Annotated in this window: 25 protein-coding genes and 7 tRNA genes; 19 read left to right on the top strand and 13 right to left on the bottom strand. The window is 73.0% G+C overall.

Annotation, left to right across the window (positions count from 1 at the left end; all coding sequences use genetic code 11):
* The first annotated feature begins 487 nt into the window (after window positions 1-487).
* The 3 genes from ACIQV3_RS17215 (at window position 488) to ACIQV3_RS17205 (ending at window position 2,637) form a co-directional block, all read left to right on the top strand.
* Window positions 488-673: a hypothetical protein gene (locus ACIQV3_RS17215; protein WP_330295472.1), complete on the top strand. Its 186-nt coding sequence runs from the start codon at window positions 488-490 to the stop codon at window positions 671-673.
* A gap of 372 nt (window positions 674-1,045) precedes the next feature.
* The gene (locus tag ACIQV3_RS17210) at window positions 1,046-2,257 is read left to right on the top strand and encodes a phosphotransferase (RefSeq protein ID WP_403713218.1); all 1,212 of its coding nucleotides are present in this window, start codon (window positions 1,046-1,048) and stop codon (window positions 2,255-2,257) included.
* Between the two features lie 65 nt (window positions 2,258-2,322).
* Window positions 2,323-2,637 (top strand): zf-TFIIB domain-containing protein, encoded by a 315-nt coding sequence (locus tag ACIQV3_RS17205; protein ID WP_403713217.1) that lies wholly within the window; start codon window positions 2,323-2,325, stop codon window positions 2,635-2,637.
* Between the two features lie 53 nt (window positions 2,638-2,690).
* Here the strand turns inward: ACIQV3_RS17205 and ACIQV3_RS17200 are convergent.
* The 5 genes from ACIQV3_RS17200 to ACIQV3_RS17180 form a co-directional block, all read right to left on the bottom strand.
* A tRNA-Val gene (locus ACIQV3_RS17200) sits at window positions 2,691-2,765 on the bottom strand.
* A 54-nt stretch (window positions 2,766-2,819) separates the two neighbouring features.
* A tRNA-Val gene (locus ACIQV3_RS17195) sits at window positions 2,820-2,891 on the bottom strand.
* 19 nt (window positions 2,892-2,910) lie between these two features.
* Window positions 2,911-2,982: transfer RNA gene (locus ACIQV3_RS17190), tRNA-Val, on the bottom strand.
* A gap of 1 nt (window position 2,983) precedes the next feature.
* A tRNA-Cys gene (locus tag ACIQV3_RS17185) sits at window positions 2,984-3,057 on the bottom strand.
* A 45-nt stretch (window positions 3,058-3,102) separates the two neighbouring features.
* Window positions 3,103-3,175 (bottom strand) — tRNA-Gly (locus ACIQV3_RS17180).
* A gap of 180 nt (window positions 3,176-3,355) precedes the next feature.
* Here ACIQV3_RS17180 and ACIQV3_RS17175 point away from each other — a divergent pair.
* The 3 genes from ACIQV3_RS17175 to ACIQV3_RS17165 are packed head-to-tail and all read left to right on the top strand — an operon-like array spanning window position 3,356 to window position 6,164.
* A complete protein-coding gene (locus tag ACIQV3_RS17175; protein WP_403713216.1) occupies window positions 3,356-4,459 on the top strand; it encodes a chorismate-binding protein in 1,104 nt (367 codons plus the stop codon).
* The gene (locus ACIQV3_RS17170) at window positions 4,456-5,283 is read left to right on the top strand and encodes an aminotransferase class IV (protein WP_403713215.1); all 828 of its coding nucleotides are present in this window, start codon (window positions 4,456-4,458) and stop codon (window positions 5,281-5,283) included. The genes ACIQV3_RS17175 and ACIQV3_RS17170 overlap by 4 nt, the downstream gene beginning before the upstream one ends.
* Before the next feature lie 56 nt (window positions 5,284-5,339).
* The gene (locus ACIQV3_RS17165; RefSeq protein ID WP_403713214.1) at window positions 5,340-6,164 is read left to right on the top strand and encodes a GNAT family N-acetyltransferase; all 825 of its coding nucleotides are present in this window, start codon (window positions 5,340-5,342) and stop codon (window positions 6,162-6,164) included.
* Here ACIQV3_RS17165 and ACIQV3_RS17160 read toward each other — a convergent pair.
* Window positions 6,161-6,661, bottom strand: a complete 501-nt coding sequence (locus ACIQV3_RS17160) for a DsbA family protein (protein ID WP_403713213.1) — start codon at window positions 6,659-6,661, stop codon at window positions 6,161-6,163. The two genes, ACIQV3_RS17165 and ACIQV3_RS17160, sit on opposite strands and share 4 nt — an antisense overlap.
* A gap of 230 nt (window positions 6,662-6,891) precedes the next feature.
* Here ACIQV3_RS17160 and ACIQV3_RS17155 point away from each other — a divergent pair, with 230 nt between their 5' ends.
* Together ACIQV3_RS17155 and ACIQV3_RS17150 are read left to right on the top strand one after the other, a co-directional pair.
* Complete coding sequence (locus ACIQV3_RS17155) at window positions 6,892-7,335, top strand: hypothetical protein (protein ID WP_403713212.1); 444 nt, start codon at window positions 6,892-6,894, stop codon at window positions 7,333-7,335.
* Between the two features lie 78 nt (window positions 7,336-7,413).
* A complete protein-coding gene (locus tag ACIQV3_RS17150) occupies window positions 7,414-7,587 on the top strand; it encodes a hypothetical protein (protein WP_403713211.1) in 174 nt (57 codons plus the stop codon).
* On the opposite strand, the gene ACIQV3_RS17145 is transcribed toward ACIQV3_RS17150, so the two are convergent.
* A complete protein-coding gene (locus ACIQV3_RS17145) occupies window positions 7,528-8,154 on the bottom strand; it encodes a CGNR zinc finger domain-containing protein (protein WP_403713210.1) in 627 nt (208 codons plus the stop codon). The genes ACIQV3_RS17150 and ACIQV3_RS17145 overlap by 60 nt on opposite strands.
* Window positions 8,155-8,382: 228 nt before the next feature.
* Entirely contained in the window at window positions 8,383-8,796 is a 414-nt protein-coding gene (locus ACIQV3_RS17140) for an SsgA family sporulation/cell division regulator (protein WP_030011909.1), read from the bottom strand.
* A gap of 178 nt (window positions 8,797-8,974) precedes the next feature.
* On the opposite strand from ACIQV3_RS17140, the gene ACIQV3_RS17135 reads away from it, so the two are divergent.
* Both ACIQV3_RS17135 and ACIQV3_RS17130 read left to right on the top strand, forming a co-directional pair.
* Window positions 8,975-9,457: a TIGR02611 family protein gene (locus tag ACIQV3_RS17135; RefSeq protein ID WP_403713209.1), complete on the top strand. Its 483-nt coding sequence runs from the start codon at window positions 8,975-8,977 to the stop codon at window positions 9,455-9,457.
* Window positions 9,458-9,515: 58 nt separating this feature from the next.
* Window positions 9,516-9,587: transfer RNA gene (locus ACIQV3_RS17130), tRNA-Val, on the top strand.
* Window positions 9,588-9,751: 164 nt separating this feature from the next.
* Here ACIQV3_RS17130 and ACIQV3_RS17125 read toward each other — a convergent pair.
* On the bottom strand, window positions 9,752-12,280 hold the full coding sequence (locus tag ACIQV3_RS17125) for an SCO7613 C-terminal domain-containing membrane protein (protein ID WP_403713208.1): 2,529 nt from the start codon (window positions 12,278-12,280) through the stop codon (window positions 9,752-9,754).
* Between the two features lie 115 nt (window positions 12,281-12,395).
* Here ACIQV3_RS17125 and ACIQV3_RS17120 point away from each other — a divergent pair, with 115 nt between their 5' ends.
* Together ACIQV3_RS17120 and ACIQV3_RS17115 are read left to right on the top strand one after the other, a co-directional pair.
* Complete coding sequence (locus ACIQV3_RS17120) at window positions 12,396-12,920, top strand: SRPBCC family protein (protein ID WP_403713207.1); 525 nt, start codon at window positions 12,396-12,398, stop codon at window positions 12,918-12,920.
* A gap of 38 nt (window positions 12,921-12,958) precedes the next feature.
* Window positions 12,959-13,030: transfer RNA gene (locus ACIQV3_RS17115), tRNA-Val, on the top strand.
* A 121-nt stretch (window positions 13,031-13,151) separates the two neighbouring features.
* Here the strand turns inward: ACIQV3_RS17115 and ACIQV3_RS17110 are convergent.
* Window positions 13,152-13,877: a 3'-5' exonuclease gene (locus tag ACIQV3_RS17110; RefSeq protein WP_403713206.1), complete on the bottom strand. Its 726-nt coding sequence runs from the start codon at window positions 13,875-13,877 to the stop codon at window positions 13,152-13,154.
* Between the two features lie 255 nt (window positions 13,878-14,132).
* Between ACIQV3_RS17110 and ACIQV3_RS17105 the strand changes: the two genes are divergently transcribed.
* The 3 genes from ACIQV3_RS17105 to thrS all read left to right on the top strand — a co-directional run bounded on the left by ACIQV3_RS17105 (window position 14,133) and on the right by thrS (window position 18,252).
* A complete protein-coding gene (locus tag ACIQV3_RS17105; RefSeq protein ID WP_266876553.1) occupies window positions 14,133-14,723 on the top strand; it encodes a DUF4365 domain-containing protein in 591 nt (196 codons plus the stop codon).
* Complete coding sequence (locus tag ACIQV3_RS17100; RefSeq protein WP_403713204.1) at window positions 14,723-15,943, top strand: hypothetical protein; 1,221 nt, start codon at window positions 14,723-14,725, stop codon at window positions 15,941-15,943. Before ACIQV3_RS17105 ends, ACIQV3_RS17100 begins: the two co-directional genes overlap by 1 nt.
* Window positions 15,944-16,275: 332 nt before the next feature.
* Complete coding sequence (gene thrS / locus ACIQV3_RS17095) at window positions 16,276-18,252, top strand: threonine--tRNA ligase (protein ID WP_403713203.1); 1,977 nt, start codon at window positions 16,276-16,278, stop codon at window positions 18,250-18,252.
* Window positions 18,253-18,303: 51 nt separating this feature from the next.
* Here the strand turns inward: thrS and ACIQV3_RS17090 are convergent, their stop codons facing one another.
* Entirely contained in the window at window positions 18,304-18,969 is a 666-nt protein-coding gene (locus ACIQV3_RS17090; RefSeq protein ID WP_403713202.1) for a potassium channel family protein, read from the bottom strand.
* Window positions 18,970-19,036: 67 nt separating this feature from the next.
* Here ACIQV3_RS17090 and ACIQV3_RS17085 point away from each other — a divergent pair, with 67 nt between their 5' ends.
* The gene (locus tag ACIQV3_RS17085; protein WP_327307669.1) at window positions 19,037-19,597 is read left to right on the top strand and encodes an HIT domain-containing protein; all 561 of its coding nucleotides are present in this window, start codon (window positions 19,037-19,039) and stop codon (window positions 19,595-19,597) included.
* A gap of 26 nt (window positions 19,598-19,623) precedes the next feature.
* Here ACIQV3_RS17085 and ACIQV3_RS17080 read toward each other — a convergent pair whose 3' ends face one another.
* On the bottom strand, window positions 19,624-21,294 hold the full coding sequence (locus tag ACIQV3_RS17080; RefSeq protein WP_403713200.1) for a hypothetical protein: 1,671 nt from the start codon (window positions 21,292-21,294) through the stop codon (window positions 19,624-19,626).
* 207 nt (window positions 21,295-21,501) lie between these two features.
* Window positions 21,502-23,736 (bottom strand): elongation factor G-like protein EF-G2, encoded by a 2,235-nt coding sequence (locus ACIQV3_RS17075; RefSeq protein WP_403713199.1) that lies wholly within the window; start codon window positions 23,734-23,736, stop codon window positions 21,502-21,504.
* 470 nt (window positions 23,737-24,206) lie between these two features.
* Between ACIQV3_RS17075 and pgsA the strand changes: the two genes are divergently transcribed.
* Genes pgsA through ACIQV3_RS17060 form a run of 3 tightly spaced genes read left to right on the top strand, consistent with a single transcriptional unit; the run spans window position 24,207 to window position 26,973 of the window.
* A complete protein-coding gene (pgsA, locus tag ACIQV3_RS17070) occupies window positions 24,207-24,881 on the top strand; it encodes a phosphatidylinositol phosphate synthase (protein ID WP_403713198.1) in 675 nt (224 codons plus the stop codon).
* Window positions 24,881-25,813 (top strand): phosphatidylinositol mannoside acyltransferase, encoded by a 933-nt coding sequence (locus tag ACIQV3_RS17065; protein ID WP_403713197.1) that lies wholly within the window; start codon window positions 24,881-24,883, stop codon window positions 25,811-25,813. The genes pgsA and ACIQV3_RS17065 overlap by 1 nt, the downstream gene beginning before the upstream one ends.
* Entirely contained in the window at window positions 25,810-26,973 is a 1,164-nt protein-coding gene (locus ACIQV3_RS17060; RefSeq protein ID WP_403713196.1) for a glycosyltransferase family 4 protein, read from the top strand. The genes ACIQV3_RS17065 and ACIQV3_RS17060 overlap by 4 nt, the downstream gene beginning before the upstream one ends.
* Window positions 26,974-26,976 lie beyond the last annotated feature (3 nt).

Raw genomic sequence — 26,976 nt, 5'->3', positions numbered from 1 at the left:
CAGAGGCCGCGCCCTCGCCGGGAGATTCGATTGTCAGTACGGGGCAGTCCACTTGGGGATTCGCCGGACCACCGGTAGGACGCATGTGCGGAGAAGGGTGGTTCGCTCAAGCCGGGGCGGGACCAAGGGAATTGGGGTTCGGGCCGGGACGGCGGGGGAGCGGTGGCCGGGGGGACGGCCGGGCCCGCCCGGTTGATCTTGGGACCGCCTGGTCGGCGGCCGAACGTGTGCGGTGAGTGACGGAAGTGAGCGAAGTCACCACGCTCTGGTCATCCCCTCCGGGAAGACCCTCAGAGCGGGAGGCGGGTCTCCACCCAGGGGAGTACGCGCGAGGTGGACTCCTCATCCTCCTGGAGGCCAGGCAATGGGTACGAAGGCATGAGGCCAGGAGCCCTCGCCGCGCCTAGTGTTGAAGCAAGCGGCGGGTGGAGAACACTCGTCCCCCGAGGTCACAAACCCGCCGCTGCCAAACGACAGGGAGAGGACCATGGCGGACATCGCACGGCAGGGACGCAAGGCATTCGCGTTCAACGGCCATGAGTCCGGTCGTCGCCACCCACTGGTGGCCGCGGCCATGGTGCTCCCCCTGGCCGCCCTCCTGCTCTTCCTCTTCGGAGGCTTCGACCAGGTGGTGGCACAGGCGTCGTCCGTAAGCGTGATGCTGGGGCGCTGAGCGGCGCCCCGGGCCCAGGAGAGCGGCCTGGGCCGGGACTGTCACCGGCCGAACCCCGTGGGGACGGGGGAGCGGTCGACGGACGGCAGGTGAAGGGTGCTGCGCGTAAGGCTGGGGAGCCGGACGCGCAGCACCCTTTTTCATGCCCTTCCCGCCCTTCGTGCGCGCCCCCTCTCGACGCGCCCCCTCTCGACGCGTCCCCCGCGCCGCTCGGCGCCGGCGCGCCTCCCGGGCTCCGGGCCGCCGCGCCGGACTCCGTCCGGCGGTACCGCCCCTGCCGAGCGCGTCCGTGCTGCGTACGCTCGTTCCGAGGAGCACCCGCCCGGGGTGCGGAGCGCGGGGGAGAGCCGAGGCGTGGTTCCGCTGGAGCGAGTGAGCGCGGCCGAGCTCGCCGCGTACGCCGGTGCGGCGCGGTACGTACTCCTCGCGGACCGCGACGACGGCACCGTGGTCCGCTGCGGGGACGTCGTGGCCAAGGCGCACGCGGGCGACAGCGATCCCGACGCCCTGGCCGTACGGATCCGCGTGGCCGGGGACCCGGCGCTGGCCGGGGTGCTGCTGCCCCCGCTGCGCACCGGGCTCGGCCTGCTCGGCTCCCGGCCCGTCTCCCTGTGGCCCTACGGTGCTCCGGTCGCTCCGGACCGCCCCGAGGAGGCCCCCTGGGAGCAGGCCGCCGAGCTCCTGGCCGCCCTCCACCGGACCCCGCTACACCACCTCCCGTACCCGGTCCCCCCGATGCGCGGCCCGGCGAAGCTCGCCCGGGCCCTGCGCCGCCTCGACGTGGCGCACCCGCCGGGTGCTCCGGTCGTCGCGGGGCGCGCCATGCAGGGAGGCCCCGCGTCCGTGGGCGCGGAAGCCGGGCACCCGGGCGGCGCGCGACGGGAGCGCCCGGCAGGGGAACGCGCCGCCGACCGCGATCGCAGGCAGGAACGAGGCTCCGGGAGCGGGCCGACCCGGACCGAGGCGGCTGCCGCCCTCCCGGTCGAACCGTCCGGCGGCCGGGCCGAACGAGCCCGCCGCGCCGTCCTGTCCATCCCCGCCGGGCAGACGGTCCCGGTCGGGCCGACGGGCGCGGGCGCGGGGCCGGACGCCGACGCCGCGGAGCTGGCACGGCTCGTACGGGCCGCCGCGGCCACGCTTCCCGGGTGGGCCCGGGGGGAGGGGCCGCCGCCGTCCGGCGGGGCGCTGTGCCACGGCGACCTGCACCTCGGGCAGCTGGTCCGGAGCCCCGCCGGGGGCTGGCGGCTGATCGACGTGGACGACCTGGGACTGGGCACGCCCGCCTGGGACCTCGCCCGCCCCGCGGCCTGGTACGCGGCCGGGCTGCTCGACATCGGGACCTGGCTGCGCTTCCTCGACGCCTACCGCGCCGCCGGCGGTCCCGCGGCCGGTGCGCCCGGAAGCGATCCCTGGCCGGAACTCGATCTCGCGGCCCGCGCGCTCACCGTGCAGACGGCCGCGCTGGCGCTCGCCAAGGCCTCCCACGAGCGGCGCCGACTCGATGACGTGGAGCGGCTGATGGTGGAGGCATGCGCCCGAATTGCCTCCCTCCCGCCCGACTTGGAGCCGACGGCTCCGTCGTAGGGTGAGCGTCACGCCACCGGGTACGCATCCGGTGTCCACGCGAACGGCGAGGAGTTGATCCGGTCATGCAGTGTCCGAAGTGTCACGCGATGATGCACACGTACAACCGCAACGGTGTCCAGATAGAGCAGTGCAGCGGCTGCCGCGGCATCTTCCTCGACTACGGCGAGCTGGAGGCGCTGACCCGCCTGGAGTCCCAGTACACCTCCCAGTACGGCCAGGTCCCGCCCCCGGCCGCCCCGCCGGCTCCGGCCCCCGCCGCCTACCCGCAGCAGCACGCCGCTCCCGCGCCCGCCTGGGGCGCCCCGCAGCACGGCGGCCACGGGCACGGGCACGGCCAGCGCAAGGGCGGCTTCGGCCGGATGCTCTTCTCCTCCTGAGCCCGCACACGCGAAAGCCCCGGCCGTGGAAACGGCCGGGGCTTCCGGACTACTGGTGCGCGATACTGGGATTGAACCAGTGACCTCTTCCGTGTCAGGGAAGCGCTCTCCCGCTGAGCTAATCGCGCGGGACCACGTTCACGGTGCGAACACCGAAGGCGGTAGGTGTGAAGCATACTGCGTGCGCGATACTGGGATTGAACCAGTGACCTCTTCCGTGTCAGGGAAGCGCTCTCCCGCTGAGCTAATCGCGCGGGGATCCTTGCGGACCAGTGGACGATACTGGGATTGAACCAGTGACCTCTTCCGTGTCAGGGAAGCGCTCTCCCGCTGAGCTAATCGTCCTTGGAGGTGGAGACGGGATTTGAACCCGTGTAGACGGCTTTGCAGGCCGTTGCCTCGCCTCTCGGCCACTCCACCACGGAGCAAGAGGGGGGTCCTCGGGAAGATGATCCCCCACCTCAGAGCGGACGACGAGACTCGAACTCGCGACATCCACCTTGGCAAGGTGGTGCTCTACCAACTGAGCTACGTCCGCAGGTCACCGTGTTCGCTCCGGGGTTTTCCCCCTTCGCTCCCTGGCGACGTGTTGAACTCTAGCGGATTCCCGGGCCAGCTCAAAAACGCGTTTCCGCAGCGTGCTGCCGCCTGATCACCGCCGGTCACCCGGCGGACGCCTCACCGGCGCGCGGGCTTCACCGGTCATAGACTCGCAGCCGTGCACGACCTGCCTCCCCTTGCCCGCTTCGGCGGCCTTCTCGCGACCGATCTCCGAGATGTCACCAGCGATCCTGGTGCCCTCGACTCCACCGGCTTCTGGGCGGTGACGGCCGATTTCGAAGGCCGTCTCGTCTGTGCGCGCTTCGGGGACATACGTCCCGATCCGGTGCCGGCTCCCGTACCCGGGGCCTGGCGCGGCCCCGACGCCGACGAGTGGACCTCCTCCCTCGACCGCGCCGCGTACACCGCGGGCGTACGCCGCATCCGCGAGCACATCGAGGCGGGGGAGGTCTACCAGGCCAACCTCTGCCGCGTGATGTCCGCGCGGCTTCCCGATCCGGCGGGCGCCGATGTGGACGCCCTGACCGCGCTGCTCGCGCGCGGCAACCCGGCCCCCTACGCAGGAACGATTCGGCTGCCGGCCCACGGCGTCGAGATCGCCACCGCTTCCCCCGAGCTCTATCTGCGCCGCTCCGGCCGCCGCGTCGAGTCCGGCCCGATCAAGGGCACCGGCCGCACCGCCGCCGATCTGCTGCCCAAGGACCACGCTGAGAACGTGATGATCGTGGACCTCGTGCGCAACGACCTCGGCCGGGTCTGCGCCACCGGCTCCGTGACCGTCCCCGAGCTGTGCGCGCTCGAAGAGCACCCGGGCCTCGTCCACCTCGTCTCCACCGTCGCCGGGGAACTCGCCGAGGGCGCCGGCTGGCCGGAGCTGCTCGCCGCGACCTTCCCGCCCGGCTCCGTCACCGGAGCCCCCAAATCCTCGGCCCTGCGGATCATCGAGGCCCTGGAGACCGCCCCGCGCGGCCCCTACTGCGGAGGCATCGGCTGGGTCGACGCCGACCGGGGCACCGCCGAGCTCGCCGTCGGCATCCGGACCTTCTGGATCGACCGCACGGCCCCCGGCGGCCCCCGGCTGCTCTTCGGCACCGGCGCCGGGATCACCTGGGGGTCCGACCCCGACCGCGAGTGGGCGGAGACCGAGCTGAAGGCCGCCCGGCTGCTGCGGGTAGCGTCGGGAGCGATCGAGGCGAACGCGACCGGCACGACCGGCACGATCGACGCACAGACGGACGACAGCGGGAGGACCGTACGGTGAGGATCTGGCTCGACGGAGCACTGCGGGACGCCGACGAATCGAAGGTGTCCGTGTTCGACCACGGCCTCACCGTCGGCGACGGGGTCTTCGAGACGCTCAAGGCGGAACACGGGACGACCTTCGCGCTCACCCGGCACCTGGACCGGCTCACCCGATCCGCCCGGGGGCTCGGCCTGCCGGACCCCGACCTGGACGAGGTGCGCCGCGCCTGCGCGGCCGTACTGGAGGCCAACCCGCTGCCGCTCGGCCGGCTGCGGGTCACCTACACCGGGGGCGTCTCCCCGCTCGGCTCCGACCGCGGCGAGGCCGGCCCGACGCTGATCGTCGCGCTGGCAGGGGCCACCCGCCGCCCCGACACCACCGCCGTGGTCACCGTGCCGTGGGTGCGCAACGAGCGCTCCGCCGTGGCGGGACTGAAGACCACCTCGTACGCCGAGAACGTGGTCGCGCTCGCCGCCGCCCACCGGGCCGGCGCCTCCGAGGCCCTCTTCGCCAACACCGTCGGGCGGCTCTGCGAGGGCACCGGCTCCAACGTGTTCGTGGTCCTCGACGGACAGCTGCACACCCCGCCGGTGGTCTCCGGCTGCCTCGGGGGCATCACCCGGGCCCTCGTCGCCGAATGGTGCGGGGCCAAGGAGACCGACCTGCCCTTCGAAGCGCTGGAGCAGGCGGAAGAGGTCTTCCTGACCTCCTCCCTGCGCGACGTCCAGGCCGTCGTACGGATCGACGGGCGCGAGCTGGGCTCCGCCCCCGGTCCCGTCACGGCCGAGGCCATGCGGATCTTCGACGCCCGTTCCGCCGAGGACACCGACCCCCGCTCCTGACCGGGACCGGACAATTCCGCTGTGCTTCGGGCCGCGGGGCGGGTAGAACTCGACTGATGACCACCACCCTGCGGCCGAGCGGGCCGCTTCAGCAGAGCACCGGCGGGGCGCGCTCGCGCCCGTACGAGATCCGCGTCAACAGCAGGCGCGTCGGCGCCCTGCTGCTCGCCGCGGACACCCACTTCGGGCCGACGGTCGCCGAGATCCGCGAACTCGCCGTCGAGGAGCCCGACCGCCGGCGCGGCCGCGCCACGGTCGCCGCGCTCGCCGCCGAGGAGGTGCTGCGGGGCTGGGGCTGCCGACGGGTCCGCGTCTCGGTCCCGGCCGGCTCGGCCGGTGGCCTGCGGCTGGCCGCCGCCCTCGGATACGCCGAGTACAGCCGCAACATGGCCAAGGACCTCCCGGCCGAGCCGCCCGCCCCGTCCGAGGGGGTGGCGGGCCGCCCGATGACCGAGGCGGAGTTCGAGACCTGGCACGCCGCGGCACTGGAGGGCTACGCGCAGAGCTGGGTCAGCCGCGGCATGCCGGCCGGGGCCGCGCGCACGAAGTCCGTGAACGACCACGCCTCCATGCTGCCCCTGGGCCTGGCCACCCCGGGCGTCAGCTTCTCCGTACTGGAGGCGGCCGGCGTCCCCGTGGGCACCGTGTGGGTCGCGCCGAGCGGCGGGAACTCGTACGTCTACGACGTCGCGGTCGCCGAGGAGCACCGCGGCCGGGGCCACGGCCGTGAGCTGATGCTCCTCGCGGAACGGACCGCCCTCGCGGCCGGCCACCGGGTGCTCGCACTGCACGTCTTCACCGACAACGTCCCGGCCCTGCGCCTCTACGAGTCCCTCGGCTACCGGACGACCGACTTCAACTACGCCAAGGACCTGATCTAGGGCGTCTCGGCGAGGAGCCGGTCGGCGATCTCCTCGATGCGCTCGCGCAGGCCGTCCTGGCTCTTGCCGCCGTCGAGGCGCACTCCGTCGATCACGTACGTGGGGGTGCCGGTCACGCCGATCGCCTTGCCCTCGGCCTGGTCGGCGTCCACGATCAGGATGTGCCGGCCGTCGATGAGGGCGGTGTCGAACTCCTCGGCGTCCAGGCCCAGTTCGCGCGCGACCTCGACGAGCACCGGTTCGCCGGCCTTGCCGAGTTCCGCGGTGCGGGCGAGGACGGCCTCCACGTAGGGCCAAGCCCGCCCCTGCTCGGCGGCCTCCTCGGCGGCCTGCGCCGCGGCGAAGGAGTGCTTGTGCTTCTCCAGCGGGAAGTGGCGCAGCCGGATGTCCAGCCGGTCGCCGTAGCGGGCCCGCAGGGCGCGCACGTCGCCCAGAGCGCTGTGGCAGTCCGGGCACTGAAGTTCGCACCAGACGTCGAGGATCACGGAATCGGTCATACGGACAGTCTCCCAGCCCCCGGGTGCCCCCCGGTGCCCCCCGGTGCCCCCGGGCACGAGCACGGACCGGGACCTCGGGAGGAGACCGGACCCGGAGATGTCCCGGAGATCCGCCCGCGGAGGGCTCCGGCCGTGGCCAGGGCGAGGGTCACCGGTGCAGGATGGATGGGGACAGAACGCCCGGCCCGCCGGCCGGGTCCGACCGACCGAACCGCCCCTGGAGGCCCCGCATGCTCGCCGAGACCATTTGCTCCGCGGTGTCCGCGGCGGGCCTGGGCATCGCCGCGCTGACCGCCTACCGCAAGCGATTCCTCGCGGCCACGCGGATCGCGGCGTACGCGCTGGTGCCCGTCGGCCTGGTGATGACGGGCGTCGTGGCGTGGGCGACCGGAATCGTGTTCAAGCCGACCGTATGGGCCGGCTTCGCCGTGCTGGGGCTGGCCTGGCTGCTCTTCGTGACCACCCGCGCGATAGAGCGGCGCGCGGTGGGCGCGGGGGAGGGGAAGCAGAAGCGGCCGAAGGCGGCCAAGGGGCGCCCGGCCCAGGAGGCCGTCGCCCCGGCCGCCTCCGCACCCTCGCTGGGTGACGGTGCCCGCCCGCGGCCGGCCCAGACGGCCGCTCCCGCCGAGGACTTCTCCGACATCGAGGCGATCCTCAAGAAGCACGGCATTTGACGGGATCCGGTGAACTCGCGGGTCCGTCTGGCGTGTTGAGCGGCGCGTGCGGGCCCGCTGGGCCATCATCGCCCCGACATGCTCGACACATCACCGGGTGAGCCCGCCGTTCCCGTGCCGGCCACCGTCCCCGTCGCCGAGGAGCCGAGAGGCTGCCTCTTCGCGCTCTCCCAGCCGCCCCTGATGATCTTCCTAGCCGTGATCGGCGGTCTGCTGCTGCTCGCCGCCCTGCACGATCTCTTCCTGCTCTGAGCCGGGCTCCGTCCCCAGTTCCGATTTGCGCCGGGCCCGGTACGCCGCCACGTGCAGCCGGTTCCCGCAGGTACGGCTGTCGCAGTAGCGCCGGGAGCGGTTGCGGGACAGGTCGACGAAGGCCCGCCGGCAGTCCGGGGCCTCGCAGCGGCGTAGCCGCTCCTGCTCGCCGGAGACCACGATGAAGGCCAGCGCCATGCCGCCGTCGGCCGCCAGGTGGTCGCCCACCGAGGCGCCCGGGGCGAAGTAGTGCACGTGCCAGTCGTAGCCGTCGTGGTTGGTCAGCTGCGGGGTGGTCCCGGCCGTCGCGACCAGCTCGTTGATCAGTACGGAGGCGATGCGGGAGTTCGGCGCCGCGAAGACCTGGGCGAATTTGCCGCGCACCGTGCGCACGCCGGCGAGGTCGCGGGCGCTGAGCTCGCCGACGTCGCTGATCGCGTACTCGTGGACGAAGGCGCGCAGCGCGTTCACGTCCGCCAGTGCGTCGGGCTGCTCCGTCTCGGCCGAGGTGTTCACCAGCGCGACGACGACGTCGAGCGCGCGACGGGTGTCGTGGGGGATCTGCACGGGGTCTCCCTGAAGGGCCGGGCCTGCGGTGACGGTCCGCTGCCGCCGCTGGCCGACTCTAGCGGGTCGCCCGCCAAGCGCACCGGCGCCGTCCGCGCGGGTGGCTTCCGCGTGAACAGCGCCGGCACTTCCGTATGTGGTTGTCCGCCGTACACCGTCGCCCCGAGTCGGACGGTGTCGTACGGCCCCCGGGCTCAGCCGGGGGAGGGTTCCCTCTGTAGGCCTGGCTCAGGATTCGGCCAGGATGTGGGAGAGCTCCTTGTCGAGGTCGAAGTGCCGGTGCTCGGTTCCTGGTGGAACCGCGGCGTCCGTCCGCTTGAGGAACGACTCCAGTGCTCGGGCGGGTGCTTCGAGCAGCGCTTCTCCCTCCGGTGAGCTCAGGGCGATGCAGACGACTCCCTGACCGTGACTGCGGGACGGCCAGACACGGACGTCGCCGGTACCGGTGGGCCGGTGAAGGCCCTCGGCGAGGAGGTCGCGGGCGAATACCCATTCGACCGTCTCCTCGGCGCCGGTGTGGAAGGTGGCGTGCACGGCGTAGGGATCGGCCGTGTCATACCGCAGGCCCGCGGGAACAGGCAGTGAGGACTCGCTCGACACAACGAGGCGCAGGTGCAGCTCGCAGCTGACCGTGGTGTTCATAAGCGCCAGGGCCTTTCGCTCAGTGTGCGCTCGGGGATTCGCACGTCGGCGAAATCGACATGCCACCTACGGTGCCGTTGTAAACCCCTCTGACCGTTTTGCGGACCTCTGGGTCCCTCGAACGGCGGATCCAAACGACCATTCACGTGTGCTCGGACCCTCCGGTAGATTCGACTCCATGAACACGGGGAGTGACCGCGAGACCAACGAGTCCGCCAACGAGTCCGGTGACGAGTCCGGCAGCGAGTCCGGCATCGACTCCAGCGCCGCCGAGGAGGAGCCGAAGGGCGGGCACGTCTCCAAAGCGCCGGACTTCATCAAGGCCCGCCGGAGCCTGCACCTGAGCTGGCAGGTCGGCGTCTTCGTCGTCGGCCTCGCCGTCGTCGGCGCCGGCGTCGCCATGCTGGTGCTGCCCGGCCCGGGCTGGGTGGCGATCTTCGCGGGCCTCGCGATCTGGGCCACCGAATTCGCCTGGGCCCACTTCGCGCTGCGCTGGACCAAGCGCAAGGTCAGCGAAGCCGCGCAGAAGGCCCTGGACCCGAAGGTCCGCCGCCGCAACATCATCCTGACCAGCGTCGGGCTCGCGATCGCGGGCGTCCTGATCGGCTTCTACCTGTGGAAGTACGGGGTCGTCCTGCCCTGGAACCTCAAGGACCAGTGAGCACGGCCGCCCATGGCGGAGAGCACCGCTGACATGCGGTAATGTTTGCGGTGCGTCCGGGCGATTAGCTCAGTGGGAGAGCACTTCGTTCACACCGAAGGGGTCACTGGTTCGAACCCAGTATCGCCCACCCGGACCAGAGGCCCGGAGACTTTTCACAGTCTCCGGGCCTCTGGCGTTTTCCCTCGTACGGCCCACGGCCGGCACCCGTCCGGCCCTGGCGCCGGGGTGCGTTCGCCAGGGTCGGACGCCGGTGCCGGACGCCGGGGTCGGAAGGCGGGGTCGGAAGGCGGGCTACTTCAGCCGCCCGATCGCCTCCCGCAGCCGGCGGGCGTCGCGCAGCCGCTTCTCGTAGGTGGCCCCCACCACCAGCAGCAGTACCCCCGCCAGGGCCGGCGGCAGCCAGCGCGGCAGCGCGTCCACGACCTGGACGACGTACGGGGTCAGCTCGTGCAGCGCCACCGCCGCCAGCGTCGCCCCGCCCAGCAGCAGCGGCGCCCGGAGCCGGCCGCGGGCACCGACCAGGGTCACCCCGAACGCGGCCGTCCCCAGCAGCAGCGGCCGCAGCCAGTGCGGATCGCCCCACACCGCGAGGGTGCTCGGCAGCAGGGTCGCCGCCAGCCCCGGCCCGTACGCGGTCCAGGACCCGGTCAGCGGATCGCGGCGCCGCCGCAGGAAGCCCACGGCCAGCGCCGCCGCCGTCACCGGCAGGGTGTACGCCTCGGGCACCGTCACCTCCGAAGCCGCGAGCCGTACCCAGGTCGCCGCCAGGAACAGCGCTCCAGCCGGCCAGCCCGCCGCCGACCGGCGCTCGGGCCGCACCGCCGCCGCCGCGCACACCACCCCGGCCAGGGCCAGGACCAGCGCGAGCACCGGAGCGTCCCCGGTGGCCAGCGCCAGGGCGAGGAGACCCGCCGCGGCCGCCGCGACCTCCGCCGGGACCCGTACGGGGCCGAGCCGCGGCCCGAGCGCCGCCACGGCCGCCGGGGCCACCAGCACCGCCGGCGCCCACCAGGCCACCGGCCGCTCCAGCAGCGCGCCCAGCGCCACCGCGAGCAGCGCCGCGTACCCGACGGCGAGGGCCGCCGCGCCCGCGCGGGCCCGCACCGGGGCGGGCCGGTACGACGCTCCCGCCGCGCACGCCGCCCCCAGCAGGCCGAACACCGCGAAGGTGGCCAGCCGGCCGTCCAGGGCCGCCACGGACACGCTCAGGGCCCCCGCCAGGGCGCAGGCGCCCGCGGCGACCCCCGCGAGGCCGCGAAGGGCGACCGTCGCGAACGCCGGGGCCGCCGGGGCCGCCGTGACCGCCGGGGCCGCCGGGGAGCCGGAGCCCGCGGGGCCGCCTTCACCGACGGGCGCGGTCCCGGTCCCGGTCGGGCCGCCGGCGGCGGCCCGCGCCTCCTTCGCGGGGGCGCCGGCGAGCGGCACCGCCGCGGAACGCAGCGCGAGCGCCCCCGCCGCCAGCGTCACCGCGAGCTGGGCCGCGAAGACCGCGCCCGGGGCCGCCTCGAGCACCACGGGGGCCGTGAACAGCGCCGCCCAGCCCAGGACCACCGCGGCCACCCCCGGCTCCGGGCGTCCCGGGAGCACCCGGACCAGCCACCACGCGGCCCCGGCCGTCAGCAGCAGGACCACCAGCGGAGCGAGCCCCGAGCCATCGACGGCCGCCCCGGCGGCGGTCGCGGCGGGCGTGGTCACCGACCAGACCTCCTCCAGCACCCGCAGCCGCCCCAGCAGCACCGTCGCCACCCACGCCGCGGCGAGCGCCGCCTGCACGACGGCGACCCCCGCACCGGCCAGGGCGAGGCCGCGCCGGACCGGCTCCGGGAGCGCGGGGACGCGTAGGGCGCCCAGCAGGGGCAGGGCCACCGCGAGGTACACGACCGCCGCCCAGGACGGGCTCAGCTCCGGCCGGAACGGCCCGCCCACCGCCGCCACCGCCGCGAAGGCGCCGGCCGCCGCGAAGGCGGCCCGCAGGACCGGGGCGCGCCACGCCACCGCCAGCGCGAGCACGGCCACCGCCGCCAGCCGCACCGAGGGAGCCAGGGCCGAGCCCGTCGACTCGGCGTCCAGGGACTGCGCCAGGGCCGTCAGCAGCGCGGCCCCGCCCGTCACCGAGCCGGCCGCCCCCGCCCAGCGGGCCCGGCGACCTGGCCGCAGCAGCGCGAGCCCGGCGTCCAGCGCCGCGGTACCCAGCAGGGCCCAGGCCATGTCCAGCCCGTCCGCCCCGGCGGCCAGCGCCGCCAGCGGCAGCGGGAGCTGCGCCGTCAGCAGCGCCGCCGGAACCGGGATCCGCAGCGCGGGCAGGCAGCGCCCGTACCCCGCCCACACCGCCGCCAGCACCGCGGCCGCGCCCGCCGCGTACGCCAGGCCGTCCACCTCCGGCATGCCGACGGCGTACAGCGCGTACGCGTCGAGCACCGTCAGCAGCAGACCGACCGCGGCCACCGCCTCGGCGGTCGAGCGCAGCCCCCGGCGCAGTAGCGCCACCGGGGCGCCCAGCGCCGCCGCCGTCACCACGCCGAGCACCGCACTGCGTCCGGCGATCCCCAGGGAGCCCCAGCTGACCAGCGTGAACGCCAGGGCCGCGACCGCCAGCAGCACCGCGCCCAGGACCAGCAGCACGTTCTGCGCACCGGGACCCGAGGCTTCCGGGCCCTGCGCGGGCGCGGCCGGCCGGGCCGTCGCTCCCCACGCGTGGGGAGCCCGGGCGCCCAGCAGCCAGGCGCGGCGAGTCAGCAGGAAGTGGCGCCGGGCGTCGAGTTGGATCAGTTCGCGGTCGATGAGCACGAGCTCCTCGGCCGGTGGCAGGGGGTTTTCCATGGTTCGGAGTGTGGCGCCCGTCACCCCGTCAGGACATGGGTGCGCGTACTCATCTCCGGATGAGTTCCGGCTGAGTACCCGGTGCGCGCGCCCGCCGCGCGCGAGACTGGGAGACATGGACCGAAGCAGCCATGGCGGCACGTCCGGCGGCGACCGGGCCGCCCCCGCCAACCCCGGTGGCCGGTGGACCCGTTACCGCTTCCGCAGCGTGTGGGACCTCGACGCCGCGCCCGCCCGCGTGTACGCCGCCCTGGAAACTCCCGAGTCCTACCCCCTGTGGTGGCCCCAGATCCGCGCCGTCGCCCCCGCCGCCGACGGGAACGGCGGCACCGCCACCATCCGCTCCGTCCTCCCGTACACCCTGCGCGTGGGCGCGGCCGAACTCCTGCGGGACCCCGTGCGCGGCGTCCTGGAGGTCGCGCTGCTCGGCGATCTGGAGGGCTGGGCACGGTGGACCGTACGGGCGCGGGCCGGCGGCACGCGGGCGCTGTACGAGCAGGAGGTCGAGGTGCGCCGCCCCCTGATGCGCCTGCTCGCGTTCCCCGGGCGGCCCGTGTTCCGGCTCAACCACACGCTGATGATGCGGTCCGGACGGCGCGGGCTCGCCGCACATCTGGCGGCCCGGCCGGAAGCGGTTTGAACCAGCCCCGGGGCTTCTGTATTGTTCACACCGTTCCCGGGCGATTAGCTCAGCGGGAGAGCACTTCGTTCACACCGAAGGGGTCACTGGTTCGATCCCAGTATCGCCCACCGGGACAGGCCGGTCCGTCTGATGACGGACCGGCCTTCCGCATGTACGGGCCCTTGCCGCACGGGCCCTTCGCCCTTGCCGTACGAACTCTTGCCGTACGAACTCTTGCCGTACGGCCCCTCACGCCGCCGCGGGCAGCTCCGGCCGCAGCGGCCAGTTCGGATCCACCGACTCCGGTGTGCCCTGCCGCGCGAACCACGCCTGGAGCCCCCGCGCCTGCGCCGCGTGCCACACCTGTTGGAGCGTGTGCAGCTCCGCCGGTGTCAGCCGCTCCAGCCGGCCCGCGAACCTGCGCCCCACGGCCCGTACCAGCTCCAGGGACGCCAGCGCGTCCGCACCCGCGTCATGGGCACCCTCCAGCTCTATCCCGTAGTGCGCGCACAGGTCCGTGAGCGTCCGGCGACCCTTGCGGTAGCGGTCCAGATGCTTGTCGAGCACCCGCGGATCCAGCACCGTCAGCGGCCGGTTGTCCAGGTACCGGGCCAGCGAGGACGCCCGGTGGCGGCGCAACTCCCGGTCCAGCAACGTCAGATCGAACGGCGCGTTCATCACCACCACCGGCCGCCCCGCCACCTGCTGCTCCCCGAGCGCGCGGGCTATCTCCTCCACCACCGGCGCGGGCCACCGGCCGTTGCGCTGGAGGTGGTCATCGGTCAGACCGTGCACTTCCGTGGCTCCCGGGGGTACCGGGATGCCGGGATTGACCAGCCATCGCGTCGAGCGGATCCGGCCGCCCGCGCACTCCTGAACGATGAGCGCGGCGGACACGATGCGGTCCCGCTCCACGTCCACCCCGGTCGTCTCCGTGTCGAATGCGGCCAGCGGGCCCTCGTACCAGCGTGTCATGGCGAACTCCTCGTCACCCGTCGGCAGATGGCCCCACCCGGGCACCGCGCCCCAGGCCCGCCACCCTTGCCCGAAACGGTGATACCCGGGCTCTTTGCCCCGTACGCCGTTTGCGGGACGCCGACTGCGGAGACAACTCAACTGGGGGACCGCACACATGACCGGTCGTCAACCCCGACACCCTGACACGCACCTGACGCGGCCCGCGCACGGCCGCTTCGACGGGGACAGCCCGGAAGGCATGGGGAGCCGGCCATGGCGCTCGCGCAGCCCGAACCGGGCGGGGTGCTCGCGGGGCAGATCGATCCGCGGACCGACCCGCGGAGCGGACCGCTGCGCGGCACGCTCGCCACCACCGCCTGCATGGAAACCCTCCAGGTGGGATACCTGCACGCCGTCGTTGCCGCGGCGGGCTGCTCGCTGTCCCAGCCCTTTCCCGACAACGGCATCGACTGGCACGTCAGCCACGGCGCCCCCGAGCACGTCATCGACGACGAGGTGACCATCAAGGTCCAGCTCAAGGCGACCTACCAGATACCGCCCAGACCGGCCGGGCCCACCTTCGGCTTCACCCTCGACAACGAGCACCTGGTGAAGCTGGCCCGCAGTCCGGTCGCCGTGCACAAGATCCTCGTCGTCATGCTCGTCCCGCGGGAACGCGACCAATGGCTGAGCGCCGGACACGACCGGCTCGACCTGCGGCACTGCTGCTACTGGACCAATCTCGCCGGACACCCCGTGACCGGCCGGCGCCGGACCACCGTACGGATCCCGACCACGCGGATCTTCGACGACCGGGCGCTCTGCGAGATCATGACCCGGGTCGGGTCGGGAGGGACACCTTGATGAACTGGCAGTCACCGCACCTGGAGCCGCTCTCCTCACCGGAGTTCGCCGCGGGAACCCCCGATCCCGCGCAGGTCGATCCGCTCGTGCTCGGCGCCCTGCTGCACCGGCACGGCTGGCTGCGACGGGGCGGCGCCGCCGGACGGTACGGCCGCTGGACGCCGCCCGCCCCGTACGCCACGGGCAGCGGCGGCACCAGCCTCCTCGTCCCCGAGAGCCGGGCCTTCCCCGACTGCGTCGACCTGCTCGAAGAGGCGCTCACCGCGCTCTCGCGCAGCGCGCTGCCCTCCGCGCGCGAGGTGCTGTACGGGCTCAGCGTGCCGAGCGACGAGATCCGCTGGGAGCGCGAGATCCCGCGAGGGGCGTACGGACTCCAGGGCGAGGCCGACTGGACGGTCCAGGAACAGCTCCGCTCGGCCGCCCGCCAGCTGCTCCTCGCCGGGGCGCTGGCCGACCGGGCACGGGCCGGGTACTACGGAGCCCGCCACCGCGGCCAGGCGGAGCGGGCGCTGGACGGGGTCCTGGTCGGGCCGGCCCCGGGCGGCCGGAAGCTGACGGCCTACGTCCCCGTCGACGGAGGCCGGGGCACCGTGACCCGGCTGCACCACGCGCTGCACGCCGCCCGCGAGGCGGTGGACTACCAGCGGGCCACCGGCGGCATGGAAGCCTTCGACGCGGCGGTCGAGGCCGGGGTCAGCCGGGAGCTCGCCGAGGCGCTGATCTCGCTGGTCCACGGCTCGGAGGGGGCCCGGGTGGCCCTCGCCTGGGCCCCGGCGGCCGGGGTCCCGGCGGGGTGCGCGGCCCGGCCGGAGCCGGTGGAGTTCTCGCCCGGCGACCTGCCGGTGCTCCGGGAGGCGGCCGCGCGCTACACGCGGGACGAGCCGGCGGTCCCGGTCCGGGTGGCCGGCGCGGTGGTCCGGATGCGGCGCTCGGCCCCCGGAGGCGGGGGCACGGTCCGGCTGCGGGTCCTCGCCGGGGCGGAGATCCCGTACGTCCGGGTCGTGCTCGACGAGGAGTCCTACCGGGTGGCGGGCCACGCGCACCTGGTCGGACTGCCGATCCGGGTCAGCGGGCGCCTGCAGCGCCGGGGCGGCTTCCGCCGGCTGACGGACGCCGCGGACGTCCGTCCGGTCCCGCTGGACGAGGTCGAGCGGGACCGGCTGATGAAGTCCCTGGACGAGTCCCTCGACGCGGCGGACGTACTGCCGTCGGACGACTGACGCGTCGGTGCGCGCCCCGGCTGCCCTGCGGGGCTGTCCCCTACCCGCCCTTCCACCGTTTTCCGGGCTCCGCCCGGACCCGGTCCTCAAACGCCGGACGGGCTGAAATGTGCCGCGCAGCGGCAAATCCAGCCTCGCCGGCGTTTGAGGCGCGGGGTCTGGGGCGGAGCCCCAGGGAACGGGCGAAGGGCGGGTAGGGGACAGCCCCGCAGGGCAGCCGGCGAGTGCTCCGCGTGGGGGGCGCCCTCACCGTTTAGCGGCTCAGCCCATCCGCTCGGTACGATTCAGGCGCGCAGTGTTCGCTCGCGCACCCCCTGAGTCAGGAGAGACCGGTGTCAGACGTCCGTGTGTTCATCCAACGCGATTCCGAGCGGGACGAGCGCGTGGTGGCCACGGGCACTACGGCGGCAGAGCTCTTCGCCGGCGAGCGCACCATCGTCGCCGCGCGCATCGCGGGCGAGCTGAAGGACCTCGCGTACGAGGTGAAGGACGGCGAGACCGTCGAGCCCGTGGAGATCTCCTCTCCCGACGGCCTCGACATCCTGCGCCACTCCACCGCGCACGTCATGGCGCAGGCCGTGCAGGAACTGTTCCCCGAAGCCAAGCTGGGCATCGGCCCGCCGGTCCGGGACGGCTTCTACTACGACTTCGATGTCGCGAGGCCCTTCACCCCCGATGACCTCAAGGCCATCGAGAAGAAGATGCAGGAGATCCAGAAGCGCGGCCAGCGCTTCGCCCGCCGCGTCGTCACCGACGAGGCGGCCCGCGAGGAACTCGCGAACGAGCCCTACAAGCTGGAGCTCATCGGCATCAAGGGTTCGGCCTCGACCGACGACGGCGCGAACGTCGAGGTGGGCGGCGGCGAGCTGACCATCTACGACAACTTCGACGCCAAGACCGGCGACCTGTGCTGGAAGGACCTCTGCCGGGGCCCCCACCTGCCGACCACCCGCAACATCCCGGCGTTCAAGCTGATGCGCAACGCCGCCGCCTACTGGCGCGGCAGCGAGAAGAACCCGATGCTCCAGCGCATCTACGGCACCGCGTGGCCGTCGAAGGAGGAGCTGAAGGCCCACCTCGACTTCCTCGTGGAGGCCGAGAAGCGCGACCACCGCAAGCTCGGCACCGAGCTCGACCTGTTCTCCGTACAGGACGAGATCGGCTCCGGCCTGGCCGTCTTCCACCCCCGTGGCGGCGTCATCCGCCGCACCATGGAGGACTACTCGCGCAAGCGGCACGAGGAAGAGGGCTACGAGTTCGTCTACACCCCGCACGCCACCAAGGGCACCCTCTTCGAGAAGAGCGGCCACCTGGACTGGTACGCGGAGGGCATGTACCCCCCCATGCAGCTCGACGGTGGTACCGACTACTACCTCAAGCCCATGAACTGCCCGATGCACAACCTGATCTTCGACGCGCGCGGCCGCTCCTACCGCGAACTGCCGCTGCGCCTCTTCGAGTTCGGCACCGTGTACCGGTACGAGAAGTCGGGCGTCGTGCACGGCCTGACCCGCTCGCGCGGTTTCACCCAGGACGACGCGCACATCTACTGCACCAAGGAGCAGATGGCGGAGGAGCTCGACCGCACGCTGACCTTCGTGCTGAACCTGCTCCGCGACTACGGTCTGACCGACTTCTACCTGGAGCTGTCCACCAAGGACCCGGAGAAGTTCGTCGGCTCGGACGAGATCTGGGAGGAGGCCACCGCCACCCTCCAGCAGGTCGCCGAGAAGCAGGGCCTGCCCCTGGTCCCCGACCCGGGCGGCGCCGCGTTCTACGGCCCGAAGATCTCGGTCCAGTGCCGTGACGCGATCGGCCGGACCTGGCAGATGTCGACCGTGCAGCTCGACTTCAACCTGCCGGAGCGCTTCAACCTCGAGTACACCGGCCCCGACGGCACCAAGCAGCGGCCGGTCATGATCCACCGTGCGCTGTTCGGTTCCATCGAGCGGTTCTTCGCCGTGCTGCTGGAGCACTACGCGGGCGTCATGCCGCCGTGGCTCGCCCCCGTCCAGGCGGTCGGCATCCCGATCGGCGACTCCCACATCGAGTACCTGCAGGAGTTCGCCGCCGAGGCGAAGAAGAAGGGTCTGCGCGTCGAGGTGGACGCCTCCTCCGACCGCATGCAGAAGAAGATCCGCAACCAGCAGAAGCTGAAGGTCCCCTTCATGATCATCGTCGGTGACGAGGACATGGCCGCGGGCACCGTCTCCTTCCGCTACCGCGACGGTTCGCAGGAGAACGGCGTCCCGCGCGACCAGGCGCTGGCCAAGCTCGTGGACGTCGTGGAGCGCCGCGTCCAGGTGTGACGTCCGCGGCGGTCGTGACCGCCGCTCGACGGCCCGGAGCCCCCGGGGACCTCAGGTCCCCGGGGGCTCCTCCTCGTCTCCCCGCCGGAACACGTGGAGCATCCAGGAGGAGAAGGAGCCCGTCACCGCGCCCAGCAGGGCCAGGCCGCCCGCCATCAGGAACACTGCGATGATGCGGCCGATCGGGGTGACCGGGGCCATGTCCCCGTAGCCCACCGTGGTCAGCGTCTCGCACACCCACCACACCGCGTCCCCGAAGGTGTGGATCGTGGCCCCCGGGGCCCGGCGCTCGAAGTGGTAGACGCCGAGCGCGCCCGCGAACCCGAGCAGCCCCGCCGACAGGCCGGCGTACGACATCACCCGCGCGTACAGCCCCTGGCGCGGGCGCTTCCGCCGGGCCTGGATCGCGTTGTGGACCTTGACCATGCGCAGGGGCCGCAGCATCGGCAGCAGCACGATCAGGGTGTCCAGCCAGTGCACGCGGACGAAGCGCAGCGGGCGCATGCCGCTCAGGATCAGCCGGGCCGCGTAGTCCACGATGAAGCAGGCCCACATCAGTGCGACCACGCCGAGGCCGATGTCCCGCCACAGGGGGTGGGCCCGGTAGGCCAGTACGGAGACCGCGTAGGCGGCCAGGAAGAGCAGGGAGGCGTAGAACAGCGGCAGCTCGGTCCGGCGCTCCCAGGCCTGGTCACCGGTCTCGGGTGCATCGTTCATGGGCTCAGCATCGCTTCCCGCACACCGGTGTTCGCCCCGGCGACACGCCGCTCCGGGCCAAGGTCATATGCTGCATCCCATGACGATTGAGCCGGAGCAGCAGATCGGTGTGGGCACGCAGGACGCGTTCCAGCGTCTGTGGACGCCCCACCGGATGGCCTACATCCAGGGGGAGAACAAGCCGACCGGGCCGGAGGCCGGGGACGGCTGTCCCTTCTGCGGGATTCCGGAGATGTCAGACCAGGACGGGCTGGTCGTGGCCCGGGGCAGGCACGTCTACGCCGTGCTGAACCTCTACCCGTACAACGGCGGCCACCTGATGGTCGTGCCGTACCGGCACGTCGCCGATTACACGGACCTGGACGCCGCGGAGACCCTCGAACTGGCCGACCTCACGAAGCGGGCGATGGTCGCGCTGCGCAAGGCCTCCGGTGCGCACGGGTTCAACATCGGCATGAACCAGGGCCAGGCCGCCGGCGCCGGCATCGCCGCGCACCTGCACCAGCACATCGTGCCCCGCTGGGGCGGGGACACGAACTTCATGCCGGTCGTGGGCCACACCAAGGTCCTGCCCCAACTCCTCGCGGACACCCGGCAGATGCTCGCCGACGCCTGGCCCTCCGACTAGGGACGGCCGGGTCGTGCCGCGCGGGTTCACGCGTCGTAGACGTCCGCCTTGCGCGGTGCGGCGTCCTGGACCAGGCCGCTGACGATCATCGAGCGGTTGGTGAAGCGTTCGGTGTCGACCCCGTTCTCCTCCAGGACCCGCATCGCGGCGGTGTGCACCGCCCGCAGGACCGGGGTCGCGGCGCGCATCGCGTCGTCCGCCATGAAGCGGTGGCGCCACGGCTGGCCGGCCCAGACGTGGCGGACGCCGAAGGGCTCCGGGAGGACGAGCTTGCCGCCCAGGAAGTCCAGGAGCGGCGGGTACCAGGTGAAGGGCGCCCGCACGGCGAGACGTACGACCTCGCTCGTGTCGACCACGGGCCGCTTGAGTTCCACGGTTTCCCAGAAGCGTACGGATTTGGCGACCTCGTCCACCGGCGCCGCCGATTTGGTGGTGAACAGGCCGTGTACCGGGCCGAGTGCGTGCCCGGTGACCTCCACGCGCAGGGTCTTGTAGAGGACCGTGACCGTGACCAGCATGGTGATCACGAGCTGGCCGTCCCAGAGCGGGTACTGGATGCCGAGGTAGTGCCGGTTGCCGGCGCTGAACTGCTGCTCGTTGCAGATCCGGGTGATCTCGTGCGGCTTGACCAGGAAGGTGTCCACGTCCGCTCCGCTGGGACGGGTCACTTCCTTGGCGCCTTCGCCGACCGGGGTGACGATCCAGTGCTGGATCGACGCGGGCGGGAGGCCTCCGGTGTGCAGGGGGCCGCGCTCCAGCTTGCGCAGCTGGGCGTCGACCGCGCGTATGACGTCCCAGCTGCGGAACGGGTGGATCTCGTGGCCCTCGTTCTTGGGGGCCAGCTCCTCGGCCATCTGCCAGCTGCCCCAGCGGGTGCCCATGCCGAGGATGCCCTTGGGACCGGCGTAGAAGACGGCGTTGCTGCGGTCCTCGGCGGTCAGCTTGGCCAGGGAGTGGCGCAGGTCCTCGCGGGCCTTCTCGTCGGGGTTGCCGGGGACGGCCTCGGGGATCTTGGCGGCGACCCCGCCGCCGCCCGCGAGGAGCCCGTCCCAGCGGGAGCGCAGGTCTTCCGCGGTGGCCTCGCAGAGCCGGCGGGCGAGGAACCAGCCGACGACCGGGGCGATGACCATGGCGCGGACGTAAAGGCCCAGGAAGCCGGTCACCGGGAGCCGGAACATGAGCACGGCGACCACCAGGCCGACGCCGACGAGGAGCGCCGTGCCCATCCAGGAGGCCCGTTTGGCCTTGGAGCCCGCCAGGGCCTTGCGGGCCCAGAACAGGCCGAGCCACAGCAGCAGGCCGGGGAGGAACACGACCCCGCAGACGAGCATGATCAGGCGGAGCTTGCGGTCGCGCTCCTTGCGGATGCGGGAGGCGGCCAGGCAGTGCTCCACGACGGTCTGCGGGTCGGCGCCGAAGGACTGGATCAGGGGCTTGCGGGTGGGCGGGATGGTGCGTGCCTCGACGGCGCGGCAGAAGGCCTCGCCGAGGTTGGGGGCGAGCAGGGACACCTTGGCGGGTTTGACGACGGACTCGTGGTACTCGTTGTTTGCCTTGAGTATCTCTTCCAGCTTGGTGTCGCGCCCGCCGTCCCGGTAGGCGGCGGAAGCGAGGGCGTTGGTCGCGGCGGTCTGGCCGCTGCCGCCCTGAAGTGGGATCTGTGCCCCGGGCCTGAAGTCGAATCCGTCGTCCGCCACCGCTGCCCCCATCGCTGTGCGTCGTACTCGTGTACCTCGTGTGCGGGCCTGCCCGCGCTGCCGCCCGCCCGGTCCACCTGCTTGGTCTACCCGTCCGGTCTGCCCGCCTCACGCGCGGACGAGCCTATCGGCCGATTCCTCCCCATGGTGATGGGACAGGTAAATGCCGCCCACCGCAAGCGGGTTGGGTGGGCGACTGAAGTGACGCTATGTCAGTTGGCTTCCCTTCTCTGACTGTTCGCGCAGCTTGTCCGCTATCTGTGGTGGCATCGGCTCGTGCCGTGCGTACGTACGGCTGAACAGCCCCGTGCCGTGCGATACGGAGCGCAGCTCGACGGCGTACCGGCCGATCTCGACCTCGGGGATCTCGGCGAGGACCCGGGTGCGGCCGGTGCCCGCCGCGTCGGTGCCCACGACGCGGCCCCGGCGGCCGGCGAGGTCGCTCATGACGGGGCCGACGTACTCGTCGGGAACGAGAACGGCGAGCTCGGCGACCGGTTCGAGGAGCCGGACGGAGGCTCCGGAGGCGGCTTCGCGCAGGGCGAGGGCGCCGGCGGTCTGGAAGGCGGCGTCGGAGGAGTCCACTGAGTGGGCCTTGCCGTCGAGCAGGGTGATGCGTACGTCGACCAGCGGGTAGCCGGCCGAGAGCCCCCGGGCGGCCTGCGCCCGGACGCCCTTCTCCACGGAGGGGATGAACTGGCGCGGCACCGCTCCGCCGACGACCTTGTCGACGAACTCGATGCCGCTGCCCGGCGGCAGCGGCTCGACCTCGATCTCGCAGATGGCGAACTGGCCGTGCCCGCCGGACTGTTTCACGTGCCGCCCCCGGCCGCCGGCCTTGCCGCCGAAGGTCTCGCGGAGGCTGACCTTGTGCGGGACCGGGTCCACCTGGACCCCGTAGCGGGTGCGCAGCCGTTCGAGCGCGAGGTCCTGATGGGCCTCGCCTATGCACCACAGGACGAGCTGGCGGGTGTGCGGGTTCTGTTCGAGCCGCATGGTCGGGTCCTCGGCGACCAGCCGGGCCAGGCCCTGGGAGAGCTTGTCCTCGTCGGCCTTGCTGTGGGCCTCGATGGCGAGGGGGAGCAGCGGGTCGGGCATCGACCAGGGCTCCATCAGGAGGGGGTCGTCCTTGGCCGAGAGGGTGTCGCCGGTCTCGGCGCGGGTGAGTTTGGCCACGCAGGCCAGATCGCCGGCGACGCAGCGGGTGAGGGGACGCTGCTGTTTGCCGAAGGGGGAGGTCAGGGCGCCGACGCGCTCGTCCGCCTCGTGAAGATCGGGGCCCTCGGGTCCGCGGTCGGTCGGTCCGTGGCCGCTGGCGTGGCCGCTGACGTGGACCGTCTCGTCGGGGCGCAGGGTGCCGGAGAACACGCGGACGAGCGAGACACGGCCGACGTAGGGGTCGGAGGAGGTCTTCACCACCTCGGCGACGAGCGGTCCGCCGGGATCGCAGGTGACCGCGGGGCGGGCCGCGCCGTCGGGGGTGGTGACGCCGACGGGCGCGCGCTCCAGGGGGGTGGGGAAGCCGCCGGTGATCAGTTCGAGGAGTTCTACGGTGCCCAGGCCCTTGCGGGCGCCGTCGGCGGCGGGGGCGGCCATCAGGACGGGGTGGAAGGTGCCGCGGGCGACGGCCCGCTCCAGGTCGTCGACCAGGGTCTTGAGGTCGATGTCCTCGCCGCCGAGGTAGCGGTCCATGAGGGTCTCGTCCTCACTCTCGGCGATGATCCCCTCGATCAGCCGGGCGCGGGCGTCGGTGATGAGGGCGAGTTCGCCGGGGTCCGGGTCGCGTTCGACGCGGTCGCCGGAGGTGTAGTCGTAGACGCGCCGGGAGAGCAGCCCGAGCAGTCCGGCCACCGGGGCGTGGCCGTCGGGGGCGGTGGGGCCGTGCAGGGGCAGGTAGAGCGGGCGCACGGCGTCGGGGTCGTCCGCCCCGAAGGCGTCGCCGCACACCGTGGTCATCTGCGTGTAGTCGGCGCGGGCGGCTTCCAGGTGGGTCACGACGATGGCGCGGGGCATGCCGACGGCGGCGCATTCGTCCCAGACCATCCGGGTGGCTCCGGAGAGTCCGTCGCCGTCCTCGGCGGCCGAGATCACGAACAGGGCGGCGTCGGCTGCGCGCAGCCCGGCCCGCAGCTCACCGACGAAGTCGGCGTAACCGGGGGTGTCCAGGATGTTGATCTTGATTCCGGCCCACTCCACGGGGACCAGGGAGAGCTGGATGGAGCGCCGGCGGCGGTGCTCGATCTCGTCGTAGTCGGAGACGGTGGCGCCGTCCTCGACGCGCCCGGCCCGGTTCACGGCGCCGGCGGTCAGGGCCAGGGCCTCGACCAGGGTGGTCTTGCCGGATCCGCTGTGGCCGACCAGCACGACGTTCCGTACGGACGCGGGGTGGTCGGCCGTCGGTGCTCTGCCGGCGGCTCCGGATTGGTGCGATGCGGCTCCCACGATGCTCGTGCCTCCCGATTGGAGGGGATGGAGGGGAAAAGACCCCCTTCGAGCTTTGCACTGCCGTCACATGGCGTCCATACGTCGTACCGGAGGCGCCGCGGGAGGTGCGGGGCGAGGCGCGCGGGAGGCGCGCGGCGAGGCGCGGGGGAGGCGCGCGGAGGAGGCGCGGGGGAGGCGCGCGGAGGAGGCGCGGGGGAGGCGCGCGGGGGAGGCGCGGGGGAGGCCTCCGGGGGCGGCGCCCGGGAACGTGCCGGGGCGGCGCCCGGGCGAAGGTGTCCGGAAACGTGCCCGGAAACAGGCCCGGAAACAGGTCCGGGCGGGCCGTCCGGAACGTGGCGAACGGCCCGAGAACCGCCCGCGTCGTGTGAACCGGTGGGTGCGCGGCGCCGGCGGCCCGGGGCCCTGGCTACGATGGGCCAGCCGGTGGCCGTGGTGGCCGTGCGGCCCAGCGACCCTCCGGGAAGGCCATGCTGAACAAGTACGCGCGTGCATTCTTCACGCGTGTTCTCACGCCATTCGCCGCTTTTCTGCTCCGGATGGGAGTGAGTCCCGACGCGGTCACCCTCATCGGCACGGCCGGAGTGGTGGCCGGAGCCCTGGTCTTCTACCCCATGGGCGAGTTCTTCTGGGGCACGATCACCATCACGCTCTTCGTCTTCTCCGACCTGGTGGACGGGAACATGGCCCGCCAGGCCGGCGTCTCCAGCCGGTGGGGCGCGTTCCTCGACTCCACCCTCGACCGGGTGGCGGACGCGGCGATCTTCGGCGGACTCGCCCTCTGGTACGCGGGTTCCGGGAACAACAACGCGCTCTGCGCCGTCGCCATCTTCTGCCTGGCCAGCGGCCAGGTGGTCTCGTACACCAAGGCCCGCGGCGAATCCATCGGGCTGCCGGTGGCCGTCAACGGGCTCATCGAACGCGCCGAACGCCTGGTGATCACGCTGGTCGCGGCCGGTCTGTCCGGGCTGGAGACCTTCGGCGCCCCCTCGTGGATCGGCCTGCTGCTGCCGATCGCGCTCTGGGTGGTCGCGGTGGGCTCGCTCGTGACCCTGATCCAGCGCGTGGTGACCGTACGGCGCGAATCGGCGGAGGCCGACGCGGCCGCCGCCGCGGGAACCCCCTCCGAAGGCGGTACGCCCTGATGGGCAAGGCACAGGACAAGCTGGTCGACGGGCTCTACGGGCTCGGCTGGGCCGGAGTCAAGAAGCTGCCCGAGCCGGCCGCCGGAGCCCTCGGCCGGCGGATCGCGGACTTCGTCTGGAAGCGGCGCGGCAAGAGCGTGCTGCGCCTGGAGTCGAACCTGGCCCGGGTGGTGCCGGACGCCACGCCCGAGCGGCTGCGCGAGCTGTCGCACGCGGGCATGCGCTCCTACATGCGGTACTGGATGGAGTCCTTCCGCCTGCCGACCATGGCCAAGGAACGATTCAGCTCCGACGTGGAGATGAAGGACGACCACATCCTGCGCGAGGCCCTGGCCTCCGGGCGCGGAGTGGTGGTGGCCCTCCCGCACCTGGCCAACTGGGACCTCGCCGGCGCCTGGGCCGTCACCCACATCGGAGTCCCCTTCACCACCGTCGCCGAGCGGCTCAAGCCGGAGACCCTCTACGACCGCTTCGTCGCCTACCGCGAGAGCCTGGGCATGGAGGTGCTCCCGCACAACGGCGGCGCCGCCTTCGGCACGCTCGCGCGGCGGCTTCGCTCCGGCGGGCTCGTCTGCCTGGTCGCGGACCGGGACCTGTCGGCCTCCGGGATGGAAGTGGACTTCTTCGGCTCCACGGCCCGCATGCCGGCCGGCCCGGCGCTGCTCGCCCAGCAGACGGGCGCCGTCCTGCTCCCGGCGACCCTGTACTACGGGGAGGCGCCGAAGATGTACGGCCGGATCCACTCCCCGGTGGAGGTGCCCGCGAAGGGCACCCGGCAGGAGAAGACGGCCGTCATGACGCAGGCGGTCGCCGACGCCTTCGCGCAGGGCATCGCCGAACACCCGCAGGACTGGCACATGCTCCAGCGGCTGTGGCTGGACGATCTGGACACCAGCGGCCGCGACGGCCGGCCCGAGGAGCGCTCCGCGTGAAGATCGGGATCGTCTGCCCGTACTCCTGGGACGTCCCCGGCGGGGTCCAGTTCCACATCCGGGACCTGGCGGAACACCTGATCGGCCTCGGCCACCAGGTGTCGGTCCTGGCCCCGGCGGACGACGAGACCCCGCTGCCCCTGTACGTGGTCTCGGCGGGGCGGGCGGTGCCGGTGCCCTACAACGGGTCGGTCGCCCGGCTCAACTTCGGCTTCTTGTCGGCCGCCCGCGTACGGCGCTGGCTGCACGACGGGGTCTTCGACGTGGTCCACATCCACGAGCCGATGGCCCCCTCGCTCGGGCTGCTGACCTGCTGGGCGGCGCAGGGCCCGATCGTGGCCACCTTCCACACCTCCAACCCGCGCTCCCGGGCGATGCTCGCGGCGTACCCGATCCTGCAGCCGGCGCTGGAGAAGATCAGCGCCCGGATCGCGGTGAGCGAGTACGCGCGGCGCACGCTGGTCGAACACCTCGGCGGGGACGCGGTGGTCATCCCCAACGGCGTGGACGTGGACTTCTTCGCCAAGGCCGAACCGAACCCGGCCTGGTCGGGCCAGACCCTCGGCTTCATCGGCCGCATCGACGAACCCCGCAAGGGCCTGCCGGTCCTCATGGCGGCCTTCCCGGCCATCGTGGCGGCGTGCCCGGACGTACGCCTCCTGGTGGCGGGCCGCGGAGACGAGGAGGAGGCGGTCGCCTCCCTGCCCGCCGAACTCCGCTCCCGGGTCGAGTTCCTCGGCATGGTCTCCGACGAGGACAAGGCGCGGCTGCTGCGCAGCGTCGACCTGTACGTGGCCCCGAACACGGGCGGCGAGAGCTTCGGCATCATCCTCGTCGAGGCACTCTCGGCCGGGGCGGCCGTCCTGGCCGCCGACCTCGACGCCTTCGCGCAGGTCCTGGACCAGGGGGCGGCCGGGGCCCTCTTCTCGAACGAGGACCCCGACTCCCTGGCGGCATCGGCGATCGCCCTCCTGCGCGACCCCGCCCGCCGCGAGGAACTGAGCGCGCGCGGCTCGGCCCACGTACGGCGCTTCGACTGGTCGACGGTGGCGGCGGACATCCTGGCCGTCTACGAGACGGTGACCGACGGCGCGGCGGCGGTCGCGGAGGACGAACGCGTCCCCCTCCGCACCCGCCTGGGCCTCACGCGAGACACCTAGCCC

The sequence above is a fragment of the Streptomyces sp. NPDC099050 genome (assembly GCF_044759865.1).
Classification (GTDB): domain Bacteria; phylum Actinomycetota; class Actinomycetes; order Streptomycetales; family Streptomycetaceae; genus Streptomyces.
The sequence above is the reverse complement of the archived record's forward strand: the minus strand, read 5'-3'. Positions and strand labels throughout refer to the sequence as shown.